Origin of the sequence: Bacillus infantis, from assembly GCF_050107595.1 — a bacterium.
Taxonomy (GTDB): domain Bacteria; phylum Bacillota; class Bacilli; order Bacillales; family Cytobacillaceae; genus Bacillus_AB; species Bacillus_AB infantis_C.
This window is the reverse complement of record NZ_JBNILH010000001.1, coordinates 561,974-579,851: the sequence shown is the minus strand read 5'-3', so window position 1 is coordinate 579,851 and position 17,878 is coordinate 561,974. Positions and strand designations below refer to the sequence as shown.

18 protein-coding genes are annotated in these 17,878 nt (G+C 48.0%); 4 read left to right on the top strand and 14 right to left on the bottom strand.

Features of this window, described 5'->3' with window-relative positions; genetic code table 11:
- Positions 1-3: 3 nt before the first annotated feature.
- Positions 4-1,146 (top strand): glycosyltransferase family 2 protein, encoded by a 1,143-nt coding sequence (locus ACQCVH_RS02885; protein WP_426834439.1) that lies wholly within the window; start codon positions 4-6, stop codon positions 1,144-1,146.
- Positions 1,147-1,229: 83 nt separating this feature from the next.
- Positions 1,230-2,246: an NADPH dehydrogenase NamA gene (gene namA, locus ACQCVH_RS02880; RefSeq protein ID WP_426834351.1), complete on the top strand. Its 1,017-nt coding sequence runs from the start codon at positions 1,230-1,232 to the stop codon at positions 2,244-2,246.
- 383 nt (positions 2,247-2,629) lie between these two features.
- On the opposite strand, the gene ACQCVH_RS02875 is transcribed toward namA, so the two are convergent.
- From ACQCVH_RS02875 to rnz, 3 genes are read right to left on the bottom strand one after another with little or no spacing between them, the layout of a single operon-like run.
- On the bottom strand, positions 2,630-2,845 hold the full coding sequence (locus tag ACQCVH_RS02875; RefSeq protein WP_426834350.1) for a hypothetical protein: 216 nt from the start codon (positions 2,843-2,845) through the stop codon (positions 2,630-2,632).
- The gene (locus ACQCVH_RS02870; RefSeq protein WP_426834349.1) at positions 2,821-3,177 is read right to left on the bottom strand and encodes a histidine phosphatase family protein; all 357 of its coding nucleotides are present in this window, start codon (positions 3,175-3,177) and stop codon (positions 2,821-2,823) included. Before ACQCVH_RS02870 ends, ACQCVH_RS02875 begins: the two co-directional genes overlap by 25 nt.
- Positions 3,174-4,115, bottom strand: coding sequence for a ribonuclease Z (gene rnz, locus ACQCVH_RS02865; RefSeq protein WP_426834348.1), 942 nt, complete (start codon positions 4,113-4,115; stop codon positions 3,174-3,176). Before rnz ends, ACQCVH_RS02870 begins: the two co-directional genes overlap by 4 nt.
- A gap of 431 nt (positions 4,116-4,546) precedes the next feature.
- Here rnz and zwf point away from each other — a divergent pair, with 431 nt between their 5' ends.
- The gene (gene zwf / locus ACQCVH_RS02860; protein ID WP_257991747.1) at positions 4,547-6,049 is read left to right on the top strand and encodes a glucose-6-phosphate dehydrogenase; all 1,503 of its coding nucleotides are present in this window, start codon (positions 4,547-4,549) and stop codon (positions 6,047-6,049) included.
- An 82-nt stretch (positions 6,050-6,131) separates the two neighbouring features.
- On the opposite strand, the gene gndA is transcribed toward zwf, so the two are convergent.
- From gndA to mce, 6 genes are all read right to left on the bottom strand, one after another.
- On the bottom strand, positions 6,132-7,538 hold the full coding sequence (gene gndA, locus ACQCVH_RS02855; protein ID WP_426834347.1) for an NADP-dependent phosphogluconate dehydrogenase: 1,407 nt from the start codon (positions 7,536-7,538) through the stop codon (positions 6,132-6,134).
- 162 nt (positions 7,539-7,700) lie between these two features.
- A complete protein-coding gene (locus tag ACQCVH_RS02850; protein WP_426834346.1) occupies positions 7,701-8,999 on the bottom strand; it encodes a DNA polymerase IV in 1,299 nt (432 codons plus the stop codon).
- A gap of 208 nt (positions 9,000-9,207) precedes the next feature.
- Complete coding sequence (locus tag ACQCVH_RS02845) at positions 9,208-9,687, bottom strand: chemotaxis protein CheW (RefSeq protein ID WP_426834345.1); 480 nt, start codon at positions 9,685-9,687, stop codon at positions 9,208-9,210.
- A gap of 156 nt (positions 9,688-9,843) precedes the next feature.
- The gene (locus ACQCVH_RS02840; RefSeq protein WP_426834438.1) at positions 9,844-10,965 is read right to left on the bottom strand and encodes a M20/M25/M40 family metallo-hydrolase; all 1,122 of its coding nucleotides are present in this window, start codon (positions 10,963-10,965) and stop codon (positions 9,844-9,846) included.
- Between the two features lie 147 nt (positions 10,966-11,112).
- Positions 11,113-12,663 carry an acyl-CoA carboxylase subunit beta gene (locus tag ACQCVH_RS02835; RefSeq protein WP_426834344.1) on the bottom strand — a complete coding sequence of 517 codons (1,551 nt, stop codon included), beginning with the start codon at positions 12,661-12,663 and terminating at the stop codon, positions 11,113-11,115.
- Positions 12,660-13,076 (bottom strand): methylmalonyl-CoA epimerase, encoded by a 417-nt coding sequence (gene mce / locus ACQCVH_RS02830; protein WP_426834343.1) that lies wholly within the window; start codon positions 13,074-13,076, stop codon positions 12,660-12,662. The genes ACQCVH_RS02835 and mce overlap by 4 nt, the downstream gene beginning before the upstream one ends.
- A gap of 141 nt (positions 13,077-13,217) precedes the next feature.
- Between mce and prli42 the strand changes: the two genes are divergently transcribed.
- The gene (gene prli42 / locus ACQCVH_RS02825; RefSeq protein WP_022544171.1) at positions 13,218-13,313 is read left to right on the top strand and encodes a stressosome-associated protein Prli42; all 96 of its coding nucleotides are present in this window, start codon (positions 13,218-13,220) and stop codon (positions 13,311-13,313) included.
- A 248-nt stretch (positions 13,314-13,561) separates the two neighbouring features.
- Here the strand turns inward: prli42 and ACQCVH_RS02820 are convergent, their stop codons facing one another.
- The 5 genes from ACQCVH_RS02820 to ACQCVH_RS02800 form a co-directional block, all read right to left on the bottom strand.
- Complete coding sequence (locus ACQCVH_RS02820) at positions 13,562-14,104, bottom strand: L,D-transpeptidase (protein ID WP_426834342.1); 543 nt, start codon at positions 14,102-14,104, stop codon at positions 13,562-13,564.
- 53 nt (positions 14,105-14,157) lie between these two features.
- A complete protein-coding gene (locus tag ACQCVH_RS02815) occupies positions 14,158-15,126 on the bottom strand; it encodes an aromatic acid exporter family protein (protein ID WP_426834341.1) in 969 nt (322 codons plus the stop codon).
- Between the two features lie 156 nt (positions 15,127-15,282).
- Positions 15,283-16,005 carry an amino acid ABC transporter ATP-binding protein gene (locus tag ACQCVH_RS02810; RefSeq protein ID WP_426834340.1) on the bottom strand — a complete coding sequence of 241 codons (723 nt, stop codon included), beginning with the start codon at positions 16,003-16,005 and terminating at the stop codon, positions 15,283-15,285.
- A complete protein-coding gene (locus ACQCVH_RS02805) occupies positions 15,998-16,657 on the bottom strand; it encodes an amino acid ABC transporter permease (protein ID WP_426834339.1) in 660 nt (219 codons plus the stop codon). Before ACQCVH_RS02805 ends, ACQCVH_RS02810 begins: the two co-directional genes overlap by 8 nt.
- Positions 16,658-16,814: 157 nt before the next feature.
- Positions 16,815-17,618, bottom strand: coding sequence for a transporter substrate-binding domain-containing protein (locus ACQCVH_RS02800; RefSeq protein ID WP_426834338.1), 804 nt, complete (start codon positions 17,616-17,618; stop codon positions 16,815-16,817).
- Between the last annotated feature and the right edge of the window lie 260 nt (positions 17,619-17,878).

The following is a 17,878-nucleotide window of genomic DNA, read 5'->3' as shown; positions in this document are numbered from 1 at the left end:
GAAATGCTGGCCATTCTTCTGGCATTCTGCATCATCATCTGGATATGCGCCATAGCTGATGCCTTTTGGGGCTTGCGGAGGCTTGACCGGCTTGAGGATGAAGAAGAGCTGGCTTCCGGCCCTCTTTTGTCAATTGTCACAGCAGCACGAAATGAAGCACCCGTGATCGAAGAGAGCATCCGCACCCAGCTTGCACAAAATTACAGACAGCTCGAATGGATCCTTGTTAATGACCGGTCAGAGGATAGCACGGGGCTGATCATGGAAAAGCTTGCCCGGGAAGATGCAAGGGTCAGGGTGCTTCATATCAATGAACTGCCTGATGGCTGGCTCGGGAAAAACCATGCCCTCTGCAGAGGAGCAAGAATGGCAAAGGGAGATATACTCCTCTTTACTGATGCTGACGTGATATTCCGGAAAGATGCCATCGGCAGGTCACTTTCCTATTTCAGGCGCCACGGTCTCGATCATCTTACAGCAGCCCCGGCTTTAAAAGCACACAGCTTCTGGCTTAAAGCGTTCATCGGCTTTTTCCTTTTCGGTTTTTCCTATTATAAGCGCCCCTGGCTGGCCAACAGGCCGAAATCGAAAACGGGGATCGGGATCGGCGCCTTCAACCTTATTTCCAAAAAAGCTTACGAAGATGCCGGCACACACGAATCCATCCGGATGAGGCCGGATGATGACCTGATGCTCGGGATGCTGATGAAGCGTCTCGGGTACAGGCAGAAAATTGCTGCAGCGCTGGAACTGCTTGAAGTTGAATGGTATACAAGCCTGGGGGAAGCATTCATGGGCCTTGAGAAAAATACATTCGCCGGCCTCCATTACCGGATCAGCATGGTGCTTTTGGCCATTGCCGGCACTTTCATTTCCCAGGTGCTTCCCTTCTTTGCCGTTTTTTCGCCAGATCGGCTCGTCATGGGGCTCAGTGCAGCAAACATCATTCTGTTGAGATGCCTTTATACGATGATTTCAAACCGCATGATCCCCTTTTCGCCCGCCCTTTTTCTCGTTTTTCCGTTAACGGCGCTTCTTTTCATCTACAGCATCATGCGCGCAAGTTTCTTGACGCTTAAGAGGGGAGGCATCGTCTGGCGGGGTACAAAATACAGCCTGAAGGAGCTGCGCCAAGAAAATAAATAAGCGTGAGCGCTTTCTTTTTCCTTCCCTTCTGCCCCCTGCTATACTAAAAGTGTTTAGCTGCACGAAATAAGAAGGAGGCAATTATGGACACAAAGTTATTTTCTCCGTACACAGTGAAAGACGTCACACTAAAAAACCGCATCGTCATGGCGCCAATGTGCATGTATTCCAGCCATAATGAAGATGGAAAAGTAGAAAACTGGCATTTGACCCATTATACAAGCAGAGCTGTCGGACAGGTTGGCCTGATCATTGTGGAAGCGACCGCTGTAACTGCGCAGGGCCGCATTTCACCACAGGATCTCGGGATCTGGAGCGATGATCATATCGAGGGGCTGCAGCAGCTGACAGGCATGATGAAGGAGCATGGCACCCGTGCCGGCATCCAGCTTGCGCATGCAGGCAGAAAAGCGGTTATCGAGGGCGAAATCATTGCTCCATCTGCCGTGGCATTCAATGAAAAAATGAAAATGCCGAAAGAAATGACAAAAGAAGAGATTAAAGAAACGATTGAAGCCTTTAAGGAAGGCGCTGTCCGTGCTAAGAAAGCAGGATTCGAGGTTATAGAAATCCATGCGGCCCACGGCTATCTGATCAACGAGTTTCTATCTCCCCTATCCAATCTCAGGGAAGATGAATACAGCGGGAATGCAGAAAATCGCTACCGATTCCTGAGGGAAGTCATCGACAGCATCCAGACTGTTTGGGACGGACCGCTCTTTGTGAGGGTATCAGCGAGCGACTACAATGAAAACGGACTTGATATCGAGGACTATGTAACATTCGGACGCTGGATGAAGGAACAGGGCATCGACCTGATCGATGTAAGCTCCGGAGCACTTGTGCCGGCCCGTATTCACGCTTATCCCGGCTACCAGGTCAAATTCGCGGAAACCATTAAAAATGAAGCAGACATCCCGACAGGCGCCGTCGGCCTGATTACATCCGGCCTGCAGGCTGAAGAGATCCTGCAAAACGACAGGGCAGACCTCATCTTCATCGCACGTGAGCTGCTCCGCGATCCATATTTCCCAAAAACCGCAGCCAAACAGCTCGGCACCGAAATCGAACCCCCGAAACAATATGATAGAGGGTGGTAAGAAAAGCGGAAGCGGCTTGCCCAGAGCCGATAAGCATAAGACGCGGCAGAATAAAAGGCATTCTTTGCCTTTAATTCTGCCGTGGCTTATGACTCGAGGCTCTAGCCGCTGGAGCTGGACAATAAGAAAAGCGGAGGCGACTGTTCAACTAAGGAACGCAGACTAAAAACGCCACGTCCTGTGGCAACGTCTGCATGACCCACATCCTGTGGGCCTCAAGCATAAGACGAGCAGGACGGAAGGTTGTTCTTTAACCTTCTGGCCTGATTGGCTTATGACTCGAGCACCTAGGAGCCGGAGCTGGACAATAGAAAAGCGGAGGGCGCTTGCCCTCCTCAGATACAAAAAGAGCATGCAGCCACATAAGGCTGCACGCTCTTCTTTCATTCTTCCGTCCAAATCCGCTCCAGAACATGTCCCTCGTCACTGATGGCAATCCTGAAAACATCAGGATTGGACATTTTCATCAGTACATCAAAGCCGCTCTGTTCGTCGAAATATCGGAGCAGGAGCGTGCTCAGATTTCCGTGGCTGGCAAGCAGTATGTACTCCTCGGGGCGCTGGAGGGCTTCTTTTAAGATAGATGCAGCCCTTGCCATCCCCTCTTCCTGGGTTTCTCCGTCTTCAAAGCGCAGTCCGAAATCATCAAAGCTCTGCATGAGCTTAGCCTGCCAGTCATCAAAAAATAGAGAGAACTCAGCACCCTTTCCCCAAGCCGGGAATCAGCAGAAACATCAAGCCCTTTAGACTCTGCAAGCGGCCCGACCGTCTCCAGCGCCCTGATGAATGGGCTTGAATAGATAAAATCAACAGGCCTATCCTTAAAAAAACCGGCAAGTTCCACAGCCTGTCTTCTTCCCTCTTCAGTCAGCCGGGATTCAAACGGCTGGCCTTCGGCTTTGGCATGGCGAACGATATAAAGTGTCTTCAAGTTTTTCCCTCCTGATTATTCACCGGAATATGGAATTCCTTGAAATCCTCTGCTAGGTCGGCAGCTGGAAACACAGTGCGCGCTTCATCGGTGAGCATTGCCCAGTCTGCTCTTTCATAGCGTGCACTGATATGTGTGAGGCACAATTTCTTTGCGTTGGCCTGTTTGGCTATTTCCGCAGCCTGCACGGTAGTGGAATGAAAATAGTCGCGTGCCATTGTTTCTTCGCCCGCCTGGAAGGTCGCTTCATGAACAAGCAGATCAGCATCTTTGGCAAGATCAAGGGCGTTTGCGCACATCCTTGTGTCACCCAGGATCGTGATGATCCTCCCTCTGATATCCGGACCGAGAAAATCTGCGGGATTCAGCACAGTGCCGTCCGCCAGCACAGCAGGAATCCCATTTTTGATATCCCTGTAAACCGGCCCCGGCATGACTCCGGCATCCTTCAGCTTATCAGCCTGGAGAGTGCCCGGTTTGTCTTTTTCCACGATCCTGTATCCAAGAGAAGGGATTCCATGGTCAAGAAGCTTTGCCTCCACTTTAAAATCTTCATCTTCAAAAACAACGCCCTCTTCTGCCTCAATGATCTGTAGCGGATACTTTAAATAGGTCCCGCTCACCGAAAGGCTGATTTCAATATAATCCTTCAGCCCTTTGGGCCCATACACCTCTACCTCTGTCTCGCCTCCCTGGAAGGAGCGGCTTGAAAGAAGTCCGGGAAGCCCGTATATGTGGTCGCCGTGCATATGGGTTATAAAAATCTTTTCAATTCTCCGGGGCTTCAGTGATGTATGCAGGATTTGATGCTGAGTTGCCTCCCCGCAGTCAAACAGCCAGACAGTCCCCCGCTCCTCCAGAAGCTTCAATGCCATTGAGGTAACATTTCTAAGCTTGGCCGGAATTCCTGCCCCTGTTCCCAAAAATAGTAAATCCACCTGTGATCCCCCTTTACTGAAAACATGTTTACTTGCCGTTAAATAGCATTTTTATAATCAACACTATATCATAAATGCAGGCAGGAAGGTTTCTCAGGATTCGGGCAGGTTTGCACCCATAAAATACGGATAGTTTTCAGCCCTGCTGCGGAAACTAATCAGGCAGCAGCTAAAGGCAGCGCTTTCGCAGGAGAAAGGCGCATATTATTTGCGATTTCATTGTGAAAGCTATAAAATTTTATACTTGTATGGGTGTTCTTTTAATGGAAGACTTTTTATAGCCTTTGTTTGTGTCAGGGGCTTCATCCGGATTGCCAATCCAGTGAGCCTGCCGGCATAAAAAGAGCTTTTTTAAAGATAAATCCCGCTGCAGGCCTACAGCATAAGAACTTACATATATTGAAATTTTGTTGAAGAGAGGTTTATGTACCGTGAAACAGAACGAAAAACCAACAGGATTAATCATGATTTTCGGAGCTACCGGCGACCTTGCCAACCGTAAACTGTTCCCTTCCCTCTACAGGCTATTTGAAAAGGGAAATCTTTCAGAGCGATTTGCTGTTGTAGGGGTTGCAAGAAGACCGCTTTCCAACGAGGAATTTCAGGAAAATGTAAAAAATTCCGTTCAGACCGCGATCAAGGACAGCAGCAGACTGGATGAGTTTGCATCACATTTTTACTACCACTCCCATGATGTGACAGATTCAAGCTCTTATCTGACCTTAAAATCAATGGCGGAGGATCTTGATAAAAGTTACGGCCTCGAAGGCAACCGCATTTTCTATCTGGCTATGGCACCAGAATTCTTCGGCACCATTGCTGTTCACCTGAAGCAGGATGGCCTGACCGAAACAGACGGATTTAAGCGCCTTGTCATAGAAAAGCCGTTCGGTCATGATCTTGAGTCTGCCAAAGAACTGAACAGCCAGATCAGGCATGCTTTTTCTGAAGACGAAATTTACCGGATTGACCATTACCTTGGTAAAGAAATGGTCCAGAATATTGAGGTAATCCGTTTTGCCAATGCGCTGTTTGAGCCGCTCTGGAATAACCGCCATATTTCCAATATCCAGGTGACATCGAGCGAGGTCCTTGGGGTAGAAGAGCGCGGCCGCTATTACGAAAAGAGCGGGGCCTTAAGGGATATGGTGCAGAACCATATGCTGCAAATGGTGGCACTGCTTGCGATGGAGCCGCCGATCCGTTTGACTACCGATGAAATCCGCTCAGAGAAAGTAAAGGTCCTCCGTGCGATGCGTCCGCTTGAGGGCGAAATGGTCCATGAGCATTTCGTGCGCGGCCAGTATGGCAAAGGCCAGCTTGATGGCGAAAAAGTGCCGGGATACCGCGAGGAACCTATGGTAGACAGCGAGTCCAATACCGAAACTTTTGTGGCAGGAAGATTGACTATCGACAACTTCCGCTGGGCCGGCGTACCGATCTATATCAGAACTGGAAAGAGGATGGCCGTAAAGTCAACGAAGATTGTCATCCAATTCAAGGATATACCGATGAACCTGTACTATGAAACAGGACAGACAGTCAATCCAAATCTGCTGATCATCCACATCCAGCCTGATGAAGGAATCACCCTTCACCTTAATGCCAAAAAGTCAGGAAACCAGCTTGAAGCGAATCAGGTGAAGCTGAACTTCTCGAATAAAAGCGGAAGCGGCATCAACACGCCTGAAGCATATGAGAAGCTTCTGTATGACTGCATGAGGGGCGATGCCACAAACTTTACCCACTGGGATGAAGTTGCATTATCCTGGAGCTTCGTGGACAAAATTTCCGAGGTATGGGAAAACCATAAAGCGGAAAACTTCCCTAACTATGAAGCCGGGACAATGGGGCCTAAAGAAGCAGACCAGCTGCTTGAAAAAGAAGGATTCTCCTGGTGGCCTGTGGCAGACTTAGACGTTGATAATTGCTAATATAAAAATCCCTCCGGCTCCCGGAGGGATTTTTTCTGCATTCAAAAAAGCCGCCTCATCCAGGCGGCTTTTCGCATATAATTTAAATCCAGTTTGTATGGAACGTGCCTTCTTTGTCGGTACGCTGATACGTATGGGCCCCAAAATAATCCCGCTGTGCCTGGAGAAGATTGGCCGGCAGGGTTTCAGTCCGGTAGCTGTCATAGTACGCGAGCGCCGCTGAGAAGCATGGAACCGGAATACCGTTCTGTACGGCAGCGCCAATGATTTCCCGCAAGGCAGCCTGGTAGCTTTCGGCAATCTCCTTGAAATACGGGTCAAGCAATAGATTTTTAAGACCTGGTTCTCTGTCATAGGCTTCTTTGATTTTCTGCAGGAACTGGGCGCGGATGATGCAGCCTCCGCGGAAGATCATAGCGATATCGCCATATTTCAAGTCCCAGCTGTATTCATCGGATGCCGCCCGCATCTGGGCAAATCCCTGTGCATAGGAACAGATTTTGCTCATATATAATGCTTTGCGGACAGACTCAATGAATGCTTCCCTGTCTCCTTCAAAGGGCTTAGCTTCAGGTCCTTTCAGAAGCTTGCTCGCATGGACACGCTCCTCCTTCATGGCGGAAATGAAGCGTGCAAAGACGGACTCGGTGATAATCGGAAGCGGGACGCCCAGATCAAGAGCGCTTTGGCTAGTCCATTTACCTGTACCCTTTTGGCCTGCTGTATCGAGGATAACATCCACTAGCGGCTTGCCTGTTTCCTCATCCTTTTTTGTAAAGATATCTGCTGTAATTTCAATCAGATAGCTGTCAAGCTCGCCCTTATTCCAGTCTGCAAAGACAGTGTGCAGCTCTTCCGCCGACAAGCCGAGTACATTTTTAAGAAGGAAATAAGATTCGGAGATCAGCTGCATGTCTCCATACTCGATTCCATTATGGACCATTTTCACATAATGTCCTGCCCCATCAGGGCCTATGTACGTTGTACACGGCTCGCCATTCACTTTTGCAGAAATATCCTTAAAGATCGGTGCGACGAGGTCATAGGCTTCCTTTTGCCCGCCAGGCATGATTGACGGCCCTTTCAGTGCGCCCTCTTCTCCCCCGGAAACCCCGGTTCCGATAAAATGGATGCCAAGCTCGCTCAGCTCTTTATTTCGCCGCTGTGTATCGGCGAAAAAGGTGTTTCCGCCATCTATCAATATATCGCCTTTTTCAAGATGTGGCTTAAGCTGTTCAATCGTTGCATCCGTAGGACCGCCCGCTTTGACCATCAGCATGATTTTCCGCGGCTTTTCAAGGGAATTGACAAACTCTTCAATAGAGTAGGTTCCTGTAATATTCTTCCCTTCGGATTCTCTGAGCATTTCTTCCGTTTTTTCGGATGATCTATTGTAGACAGAAACAGCATATCCCCTGCTTTCAATGTTCCAGGCAAGGTTTTTTCCCATAACGGCAAGGCCGATAACTCCTATTTCCTGTTTAGTCATTTTATTCTCCCTTTCTGCTTCTGAAGCTGGTTTCTACTGCCGGCAAGCCGTGCCCCAGGAAGGCTGCTGCCAATAATAATGTCTCAAAACGGCAAAAGGAATGCAACTAATCAAACTTGGACTTTCCCTTCTTAGTTTGACGTTCCATTCCTTTTATAAACATTATTCGTGATCTTTTTGAGCCGGATGCTGGATTTGGCGTTTTCCCGCACCGTGGAGAAAATCCTTATTGAAGCTGGTATCTGTCCCAATTACAGGTTTGTCCGCCTCATCGCCCGCAGCTCCGGCAAGGTCGATGATTTTATCCCCGAATTTGGTCCGCAGATCGGCCAGGGTTTTGAAAAGCGGCTCTTTCCTGGCCTCTTTTTCATAAGAAAATAAATCAAGCTGGCGGACAGCCTGGTCCTGTTCCACAAGTTCCTGAGCCGTAACCCCGAGGAGGCGGACGGGATCTCCATTCCAATGCTTAATGAACAGCTTCCGGCTGAAAGAAGCCAGATCTTCCTTTAAGCTGACAGGATTATCCAGCTTCCGGCTCCTTGTAATTGTCTTTCTGTCTTTATAGCGGATGGTGATGCCCAGCGCTGATGCATATACCTTCTTTTTCTTCAGGCGGACAGCTACCTTTTCCGACAGCATATCAAGCACCTTAAAGAGCTCCTGCTGATTGGACACATCCCTTGGAAGCGTAGTAGAATTGCCGACACTTTTAAATTCAGCTGCAGACTCCGGGTCTACCGGCCTGCGGTCGATCCCATTCGCCCTCTCTTTCAGGCGCTGGCCATTGATTCCAAGCAATCCTTTAAGCTGGAGCTCATTTGCTTCCGCAAGGCCGCCGATTGTCTCAATATTAAGGGTGCGCAGCTTCTCACCTGTCTTTTTGCCGACCCCATGCATTTCCTCCACAGGCATTGGCCAAAGGATATTTCTGATATCGCGTTTCCGCAGCACGGTGATGCCCATCGGTTTCTTCATATCAGAAGCCATCTTTGCAAGAAATTTATTGGGGGCAACCCCTATGCTGCAGGGCAGATCAAGCTGATCGAGTATCTGCTTCTGGATACTCCCGGCAATTTCAAGCGGTGCTCCATACTCATAGCTTTCTGTGATATCGACATAGCCTTCATCGATGGAGACCGGCTCAACAAGCCCGGAATACTGGCTAAGGATATTGAACATTCCCATAGAGGCAGCACGGTACCGTTCAAAATTCGGTGTCATAACGATCAGCTGCGGGCACAGCTTTTTGGCCTCCCATAAGGGCATTGTTGTCCTGACACCGAACTTTCTTGCTTCATAGCTGCATGTGACGATTATTCCCCTTCGCTCTTCTGCATTTCCCGCAATCGCCAGAGGCTTCCCTTTCAGCTCAGGATTATAGGCCATTTCGACTGAAGCGTAGAAGCTGTTCATATCGACGTGCAAAATGACCCGCCCGTTCTTTGGATATAGTTCTCTCATGCCTCTGCACTTCCCTGACTTAATGATAGCTTTATTTTATCAAAATTCCGCACCCAAGGCTAAGAAAGCAAAAGGGCCTGCAGCAGCAGGCCCTTCCAGAAATGCGCAAGCTCCCTGATCCCCCTTAAGGAACGAGGGGGCAGGCGCAGCTGCCAGTCAGTAATGACATTGAAAAAGATGTATACTTACTTATCTTTGATAGGAAAGCTTAGACGGCTTCTTCTTTCCTTTCTTTCAGAAACTCTTTGATTTCGCGGATTCCTTCAAGCGCTTGTACTAGCCTGAGAGGATCGATGATAGTGATGAGCCTGCTCTCCAGGGCAGCTACCCCGCTGAAGTAGGTAGTTTTCTGATAGGCAGCCAGTCCCATCTCCTTAATGGCTTCTTTTGGTATGTCGATAATTTCCTTAGCCTCGGCTACCGAGGCCCCAAGGGAAAGCTCTTCTGTCTGCAGCACAATCATCCTGGCTGCATCAGAATCTCCCTGCCTGCGGCCATAAAGAATATGCTCAAAATCGATGACAGGAATCAATTCTCCCCTGACCTTTGAAATTCCCTTCACATATGCCGGAAGATGAGGTATCGGTGTGATATCTTCTGCCTTTTCAATGGAAATAACGAATTCTATCGGGATCGCATATTCTTCTTTGCCTACCTGAAACACAATCATTTTTTTATTTTCATCCATTACTTTTGTCCCTCCGTCCGCTAAAAGTCCCTGGCGGCTATGTATATCTATTACAAATATACCATATTTTTTACGATTCCGGGAGCTAACAGTGTAAAATGTACCTCAGGTTAAAAAGAAAAAAAAGAAAGGACCCGCAGGCCCTCCCGATGATAATTAATTGCCGGATACTTCATTGATGATTGCTACAACCATTTCACCAAGCTTGTTCAGTTCTTCAACAGGCATGCGTTCATTGGTTGTATGGATTTCCTCATACCCTACAGCAAGGTTGACTGTGGGGATGCCGAAGCCGGCAATCACATTCGCATCACTGCCTCCGCCGCTATGGAGAAGCTCGCTGCTGCGGCCAATTTTTGCTGCAGCTTTCTTTGCTACCTCCACCACATGATCCCCTTCCCCATATTTGAAGCCTGGGTACATAACCTGGATTTCTACATCGGCTTTGCCGCCCATTTCTTCTGCTGCGCTTTCGAACGCTTGCTTCATCTTGGCTGCCTGTGCTTCCATCTTTTCGCCAATAAGGGAACGGGCTTCAGCCAGGATGTCAACTCGGTCGCAAACGATATTCGTCTGCTGGCCGCCTTCAAATCTCCCGATATTGGCTGTCGTTTCCTCATCAATGCGTCCAAGCGGCATGCGCGCAACTGCTTTTGCTGCGATGGTGATGGCAGAAACGCCTTTCTCAGGAGCCACACCGGCATGAGCTGTTTTGCCTTGGATAACAGCTTTCACCTTTGCCTGTGTCGGAGCTGCTACAATAATATTTCCAACCTTGCCGTCGCTGTCGAGCGCATAGCCGAACTTTGCCTTCACAAGGGAACGGTCAAGCGCCTTCGCTCCAACCAGACCTGACTCCTCCCCGACTGTGATGATGAACTGGATGGTCCCATGCTCAATGTTCTGTTCTTTAAGGACCCTGACTACCTCAAGCATAACCGCAAGTCCGGCTTTATCATCGGCACCAAGGATGGTAGTTCCGTCAGTCACCACATAGCCGTCTTCAATTGACGGCTTGATGCCTTTCCCGGGAACGACAGTATCCATATGGGAAGTAAAATAAATGGTATCAACGCCATCTTTTGTGCCTTCAAGCGTGCAAATCAGATTGCCGGCTCCATGACCTGTTTCAGCAGTCGTATCGTCCTCAAAAACATCGACTCCAAGATCAGTGAATTTCTTTTTCAGGACTTTGGCAATTTCTGCTTCATGCTTTGTTTCGGAATCTACCTGGACAAGCTCCAGGAATTCATTTAGTAAACGCTCCTGATTGATCATCATTAAAACCTCCAATATGTATGCGTACTAACCTAGTATACCGCTCACATCATTCCACAGCAACCGGAGAGCCTGCCTGCGGAGAGGGCTGCAGACTGGTTCTATATGAAAAAAGGAAGGGCAGAATGCCCCTCCAATCAACAGCACTTATAAAGGGATATTCCCATGCTTTTTGGCAGGCCGCGACTCCTTTTTATTCCGGAGCATCTCAAGCGCCTGAATCAGTTTGATCCTCGTATCCCGGGGATCTATGACATCATCCACCATGCCGCGGCTGGCAGCCACATAAGGATTGGCAAACTTTTCGCGGTATTCTTCGATTTTCTGTTCCCTGACAGCTTCGGGATTGCTGCTGCCCTGGATTTCGCGGGCAAAAATGATATTTGCTGCCCCTTGAGGGCCCATGACCGCAATTTCTGCATTTGGCCAGGCAAACACAAGATCTGCGCCAATGGATTTGCTGTTGAGGGCAACATAGGCGCCGCCATAGGCTTTCCGGAGGATAACGGTCAGCTTTGGAACAGTCGCCTCTGAATAGGCATAAAGGATTTTGGCTCCATGCCTGATGATCCCTCCATGCTCCTGCTTGACGCCCGGAAAGAAACCGGTTACATCTTCGAAGGTAATGAGCGGAATGTTGAAGGAATCGCAAAAGCGGATAAATCGTGAAGCCTTATCGGAAGAATCAATATCAAGCCCGCCTGCCATTACCTTGGGCTGATTGCAGACAAGACCTACTGGTTCGCCTTTGATCCTCGCCAGCCCGACAACAATATTCCTGGCAAAATCCTGCTGGACCTCCATGAACGAGCCTTCATCCACAATCTGTTCTGCTACTTTGCGGACATCATAAGGCCTCAGGCTGTCAAATGGAATGCAGTCAGTCAGATCAGGCCGGTAATCGTCCTCTTCATCTGCTGAAAGCCGCGGCGGCTTTTCCTCGCTGTTCTGCGGAAGATAGCTGAGAAGCCTTCTTACCTGCTGGAGGACTTCCTCTTCTGTCCCGCCCATGAAGTGGGCATTGCCGCTTATTGAATTATGTACCTCTGCGCCGCCAAGGTCTTCTGAAGAAATCTTTTCCCCTGTGACGGTCTCAATCACTTTCGGGCCGGTGATGAACATTTGGCTCGTTTTTTCGACCATAAAAACAAAGTCTGTTATGGCTGGCGAATAAACGGCACCGCCTGCACATGGGCCCATAATGACAGAAAGCTGCGGAATCACGCCAGAATAAATGCTGTTGCGGTAGAAAATGTGGCCATAGCCGTCAAGCGACACAACCCCTTCCTGGATCCTTGCCCCTCCTGAATCGTTCAGCCCGATAAAGGGAGCACCGTTTTTGGCAGCAAGATCCATTACATTGGCGATTTTCTTTGCGTGCATCTCGCCAAGCGCGCCGCCAAATACGGTGAAGTCCTGGGAGAATAAGTAGACAGGCCTGCCGTTTACCTTTCCATAGCCTGTAACAACCCCGTCTCCCGGCCCCTTTGCCCTGTCAAGGCCAAAATCAGTCGATCTATGCTCAATAAAGGGATTCAGTTCCACAAAGGTTCCTTCGTCCAGCAGAAGGTCGATCCGCTCCCTGGCAGTGAGCTTCCCTTTCTCATGCTGCTTCTCTATCCGCTCGTCGCCTCCGCCCAGTTCCACCTCCCGGCGCCGGTCGTACAGCTCATTGATTTTCTCATAGATGTCCGTCATGCTTCTTCCAGTCCTTTCTTCTCGCAGAATTCATAAAGTACGCTTCCGGATGACTTTGGATGGATAAACGCCACCTTCGCACCGCCTGCGCCTTTCTTTGCTTCGTCATTGATCATTCTGATCCCTTTTTCTTTTATCTCTGCTATTCTTTCATTGATAGAGTCCACACCCAGCGCCATATGGTGGATGCCTTCTCCCCGCTTCTCGATGAATTTCGCTATTGGGCTGCCTTCACCAAGAGGCTCGAGAAGCTCAAGCTTTGCATTTCCCGCATGAAGGAATGCCACCCTAACCTGCTCAGATTCGACATCTTCCACACCAAGCAGCTCGAGGCCGAGCACGTCTGTATAAAATGGAAGAGAACTGTCAAGCGAGCTGACAGCAATTCCAATATGATCCACTTTGTTAATCATTTATGAACCCCCCTGCTTGCATAATACTCTTAATATTCGATAAAAATGTCGAAATTCCTTCAAATATTGAGCGGTTGTTCATTTTGAGTTTTCTTAGTAGAATAGAGTAATAGATTAGAATGTCAGAAGGAGGGCTCCTGCTTGTCTAATAAAAAATTCCGCAAGATCATCGTTTATTTAATGATTTTTGCCATGCTCGCATCCACCCTTGCTGTTGGTGCAGCCATGTTTTTATAGAAACGAAAAAAGGATCGCCTTATGGCGGTCCTTTCAAATTATAAATAGATGTGCCTTCCACTCCAATCAACAGGTTTACAAATTTTTATGGCATTATGTGGCCTATTTAAGGGCATCTGATCCTTTATTACAACAACGAATTCAAAAAGGCCGTCTCAGGAAGTGGATCAGAAAGGTTTCTATTGGGCCCGCCTATAAGCACGATCTTTTTATTTGGAGATTTGCCTGCTGCTCTTATTTTAAGTATTTTACTGCTTATAAGGCCATACTGTATTCAGCTCGCTGATGGCACCGTATTCTTTTCCTAGCTCTTCAAAGCTTTGCCCGGTTGATACAACCAAAACTTTAGTTCCGATTGGAATGATTTCATACAGGGACTCGATTGCTTCATTCTGCATGCGGACACAGCCGGAGGAGACATATTTGCCGATGGACCCAGGCTCATTTGTGCCGTGTATCCCGTATATCCGCCCGTCCGTCTCCTCAGCATCAAAGCCGATCCATCTTGATCCGAGAGGATTTTCAGGCGAACCGCCAGGAATGTTTTTTCTCCTGTAATAAGGCTCCTTCGCCTTGACCGTTACAGTAAAAAGTCCCTCTGGCGTCAAATCAGCCGTCTTGCCGGTGGCAGCGCTTATAACTGTCTGGACCCTGTTTTCATCAACAAGCGCAAGCTCATTCGTCTGTTTATTGATGATAACGAAAGGGTCTCCAGGAATGGGATTGGGACCGATTGGCCAGATTGGAGATAGAGAAAAGGAAAGTGCAAGGACCGAGAGCATTTTAAGCATCCATTTCACCAGCCTGTATCATTTTTGAATAGCATCTGCCGGCTGGGCAAGTATTATGCGCTTTTCTCTTTTCTCAATCCTTTAAAAGAGCTTTTAATGACCAGATATTGTTCCATTTCTTTAACGAAATGCAGGAGCGCCGCACGCGCTTCAAACTCCTCCCTTGTTCTTGGAAGGTCGCTCTCTTCGAAAGAAAGTTTCATCCGCAGCAGCTTTTCCAGATACACGATCGCTGTATTGCCGGGATGGATATTCTCTGAAAGCTCTTCAATGAAATCAGCGACAATCTCTCCCTGCTCCACAGTAAGGCTGATCGATGTAACGGTCGGCAGCACCCTTTCAATGATTTCAAATTGCTTTTCCCTCATTTTGAAATAATGGTAGTAGGAGTTTTCATTGCGCAGGAAGTGGTTCTCAACATCCCTGAAAGCAAGGGTTTTGGCTTCCGAAATCAGCCTCTCAGTACCGGTGATTTCACTGCCGTCCCAGTCGCTTTCATTGGTGCGGAGATAGGTGATGATTTCATCAAATATCTTCTTGAAGTTATCTTCAATCTGAAGCTGATACTTTTCAAGCCTTCTGTCAAGGCTTGGCATATACAGATTCGCCAGCAGAGCCACTCCTATCCCGACAGTTATGATTCCAAGTTCATTCAAAAGCAGGCTGCCAGTAACCTCGCCGGCAGAATAAATATGCAGGGTGATTACACTGCTGGACACCACCCCTTCACTTGCTTTCAGCATCACAGCCGTGGGGATAAAGAATAACAGCAGCAGCCCGATGACAGCCGGATGGTAAGCAATGCCTTCAAAGAATACGGTGGAAAAAATCATGGCAAGCAGACAGGCCAGGAATCTGGCCCAGGAAGCTGTAAGCGACCTTTTTTTTGTCACCTGGATGCATAAAATCGTCAGTATTCCTGCAGATACAAAGTTATTAAGCCCAAGCATTTGTGCAATGATAATGGAAACAGCTGTCCCGGCAGCAGTTTTAATCGTTCGGTATCCTATTCTGAATTTCATATCATGCACTCCTATACATGTGCAGCCATTCAGCAGTTATGAATCCCCCTGAGGCTGCAAATAAACTTATGTAAAGCCTTCCGGGGATATCATGGGAAAAGCCGGCCAATTGAAAAAGAAGATGATCTGAGACCATCTTCTTCCTAATTATACGTTTTAAAGCACTTTTTGCAAGAAGTCTCTTGCCCTCGGACTTTTGGGGCTTGAGAAAAACTCTTCCGGAGGAGAATCCTCTACGAGAACCCCGCCATCCAGAAAGAGGACCCGGTCTGCCACTTCCTTGGCAAAGCCCATTTCATGGGTTACGATCACCATGGTCATCCCGCTGTGAGCGAGGGATTTCATGACGTCCAGCACTTCCTTGACCATTTCGGGATCCAGGGCAGATGTCGGCTCATCAAACAGCATCATCTCCGGCTGCATGGCCAATGCCCTGGCAATGGCCACCCTCTGCTTTTGTCCCCCTGACAGACGGTTCGGGTATTCATTCGCCTTCTCAGAAAGGCCAACCTTCTGCAAAAGCTCCATGCCGATTTTTTCCGCTTCATGCCCGGAAATACCTTTTACCTTCATTGGGGCATATGTCAGATTCTCAAGCGCTGTCTTATGCGGGAAAAGGTGGAAGTGCTGAAAAACCATACCCACTTCCTGCCTCACCTTCATAATATCCGTTTTCCGGCCGGTTACTTCCTCTTTGCCTATGAATATCCTGCCGTCCGTCGGCTGCTCGAGCAGGTTCAGGCAGCGCAGAAATGTTGATTTCCCGGAGCCTGAAGGGCCGATGACTGCTACCACTTCACCGTCCCGGACTGTGGTGCTGATCCCTTTCAATACCTCCAGGCTGCCGAAATTCTTATGCAGATTCTCTACCTTAATCACTTCGCCTCATCCTCCTTTCAATCGCTTTGCCGATAATCGTCAATGTGATGACCATTACATAATAAATCAGGCCGGCAATCAGAAGGGGCTCAAAGAAGGAATATTTCTGGGCGCCCACCTGATACGAACGGCGCATAATATCCATGACTCCTATCGTTGTAACGATTGCTGATTCCTTCGTAAGCGTAATAAATTCATTCATCAGGGCTGGAAGGATGTTTTTCAGCGCCTGCGGGAGGATGATGTCCCACATCATCCTTTTATAAGGAATCCCAAGTGCCATCGAGGCTTCCCGCTGCCCTTTGTCCACCGCTAGTATCCCGGCTCTGATGATTTCTGAAATATAGGCTGCGGAATTGAGCCCGAAAGACAGCACTGCCGCTGCATACGGCTCTATCTGGAAGCCGATGATCTGGGGGGAACCATAATAAATGAGCATCAATTGAAGCACCAGCGGCGTTCCTCTAAAGATGGAAGTATACGCATCCGCCAGCCAGCCAAGATACTTTAAAGAGCTTATCTTAAATAATGCAAGAATAATTCCGAGTGCGAAGCCAAGAAGGCCGGCAAGCAGCACAATCTGCAGGGTAACGCCAATCCCTTTTAATATATATGGCATTGACGGGATAAATTGAGCAAAATCCAAATTCATAACCTGTCTCATTCCTCTCTTTCTGAGGCGCACTCAATGGCAGCCTGCTTATCTAAGGCAGCTTGTCCATTCGGTGCACTTGCCTGGACTGAAAGGCTGTCCATTCCAGCGGATGCAAAATGTCCAGCAGGAATTCCTGCTGAACATCCGCCACAAATTACTCTTCTCCGCCAAACCATTTCAGTACTAATTCTTCAAGCTCGCCGCTGTCCTTCATTTCCTGAAGGGCTTTGTTGAAATCGTCTGTCAGTTCGCTGTCCTTCGGAAGGGCAATAGCAGATCCAAGCTCCTCTTCATCTTCAATGACAAATCCACTGAGATCTTCATTTGATTCAAAATAGCCTGTTGCTACAGTGTCTTCAATAACGGCAGCATCAAAGCGGCCGGTCATCAGCTCCTGAACAATCTCAGGGATGCGGTTGCGGTTTTCAACTTTGATATCGATCTCTTCAGCAATGTCGTTTGCTTTGCCTTCCTGAATGGATCCCAGCTGGACGCCGACTGTCTTGCCTTTTAGATCCTCAAGCTTTTCAATCCCGCTGTCCTTCTTTGTCACAATCATATGTCTCGCAGTGTAGTAGATATCTGTAAAGTCAATATTCTTTTTGCGGTCTTCAGTCGGAGACATTCCGGCCAATACAATATCAACCTGGCCGGATTTCAGCGCTTGAACAAGCCCGCTGAATTCAATATCCTCAACCTGAACTTTATAGCCAAGCTTTTCTGCCAATGCATTTGCAAGATCAACATCGAAACCGATGATGTCATCGCCTTTTGCTGTATCGATGTACTCGAATGGCGGATAATCAGCCGATGTGCCCATAATCAGCACCTTTTCATCATCAGAGCCAGAATCGCCCGCTTCCCCGCCGCTTGAAGCCGGCTGTTCACTCGCCCCGCAGGCTGCCAGGATTCCAGCTGCCAATATACTTACTAAAAACAGCAACATACTCTTCTTCATTTTACTTTCCTCCTATAATTTTTAGAAAATTAATTATTTTCATAATTAGTAGTATTTTATAGTGTTATATCCTTCTATTTCAAGTAAAAACACTATGCTAATACATATTCACTACAATGAATTTTAACACATATTAATATTTATGCAATAATATAATTAAATATAAATATATTTTTCGACTTGATTAATGTTATTTAATAAAAGTTTTATAGAGTTTATCCAGAAGAAATCAAGGTTTGCCGGTTTACTGCACAAAAAAA

Excerpts from the sequence above, each read along its gene's own strand:
- ACQCVH_RS02805 (WP_426834339.1), bottom strand. The coding sequence starts at position 16,657 with ATGAATTTGGATTTTGCTCAATTTATCCCGTCAATGCCATATATATTA.
- ACQCVH_RS02875 (WP_426834350.1), bottom strand. The coding sequence starts at position 2,845 with ATGGCAAGGGCTGCATCTATCTTAAAAGAAGCCCTCCAGCGCCCCGAG.
- ACQCVH_RS02845 (WP_426834345.1), bottom strand. The coding sequence starts at position 9,687 with ATGGATGAAAATAAAAAAATGATTGTGTTTCAGGTAGGCAAAGAAGAA.
- ACQCVH_RS02835 (WP_426834344.1), bottom strand. The coding sequence starts at position 12,663 with ATGACGGACATCTATGAGAAAATCAATGAGCTGTACGACCGGCGCCGG.
- ACQCVH_RS02850 (WP_426834346.1), bottom strand. The coding sequence starts at position 8,999 with ATGAGAGAACTATATCCAAAGAACGGGCGGGTCATTTTGCACGTCGAT.
- ACQCVH_RS02820 (WP_426834342.1), bottom strand. The coding sequence starts at position 14,104 with ATGCTTAAAATGCTCTCGGTCCTTGCACTTTCCTTTTCTCTATCTCCA.
- gndA (WP_426834347.1), bottom strand. The coding sequence starts at position 7,538 with ATGACTAAACAGGAAATAGGAGTTATCGGCCTTGCCGTTATGGGAAAA.
- mce (WP_426834343.1), bottom strand. The coding sequence starts at position 13,076 with ATGATTAACAAAGTGGATCATATTGGAATTGCTGTCAGCTCGCTTGAC.
- ACQCVH_RS02815 (WP_426834341.1), bottom strand. The coding sequence starts at position 15,126 with ATGAAATTCAGAATAGGATACCGAACGATTAAAACTGCTGCCGGGACA.
- ACQCVH_RS02885 (WP_426834439.1), top strand. The coding sequence starts at position 4 with ATGCTGGCCATTCTTCTGGCATTCTGCATCATCATCTGGATATGCGCC.
- namA (WP_426834351.1), top strand. The coding sequence starts at position 1,230 with ATGGACACAAAGTTATTTTCTCCGTACACAGTGAAAGACGTCACACTA.
- ACQCVH_RS02800 (WP_426834338.1), bottom strand. The coding sequence starts at position 17,618 with ATGAAGAAGAGTATGTTGCTGTTTTTAGTAAGTATATTGGCAGCTGGA.
- ACQCVH_RS02840 (WP_426834438.1), bottom strand. The coding sequence starts at position 10,965 with ATGATCAATCAGGAGCGTTTACTAAATGAATTCCTGGAGCTTGTCCAG.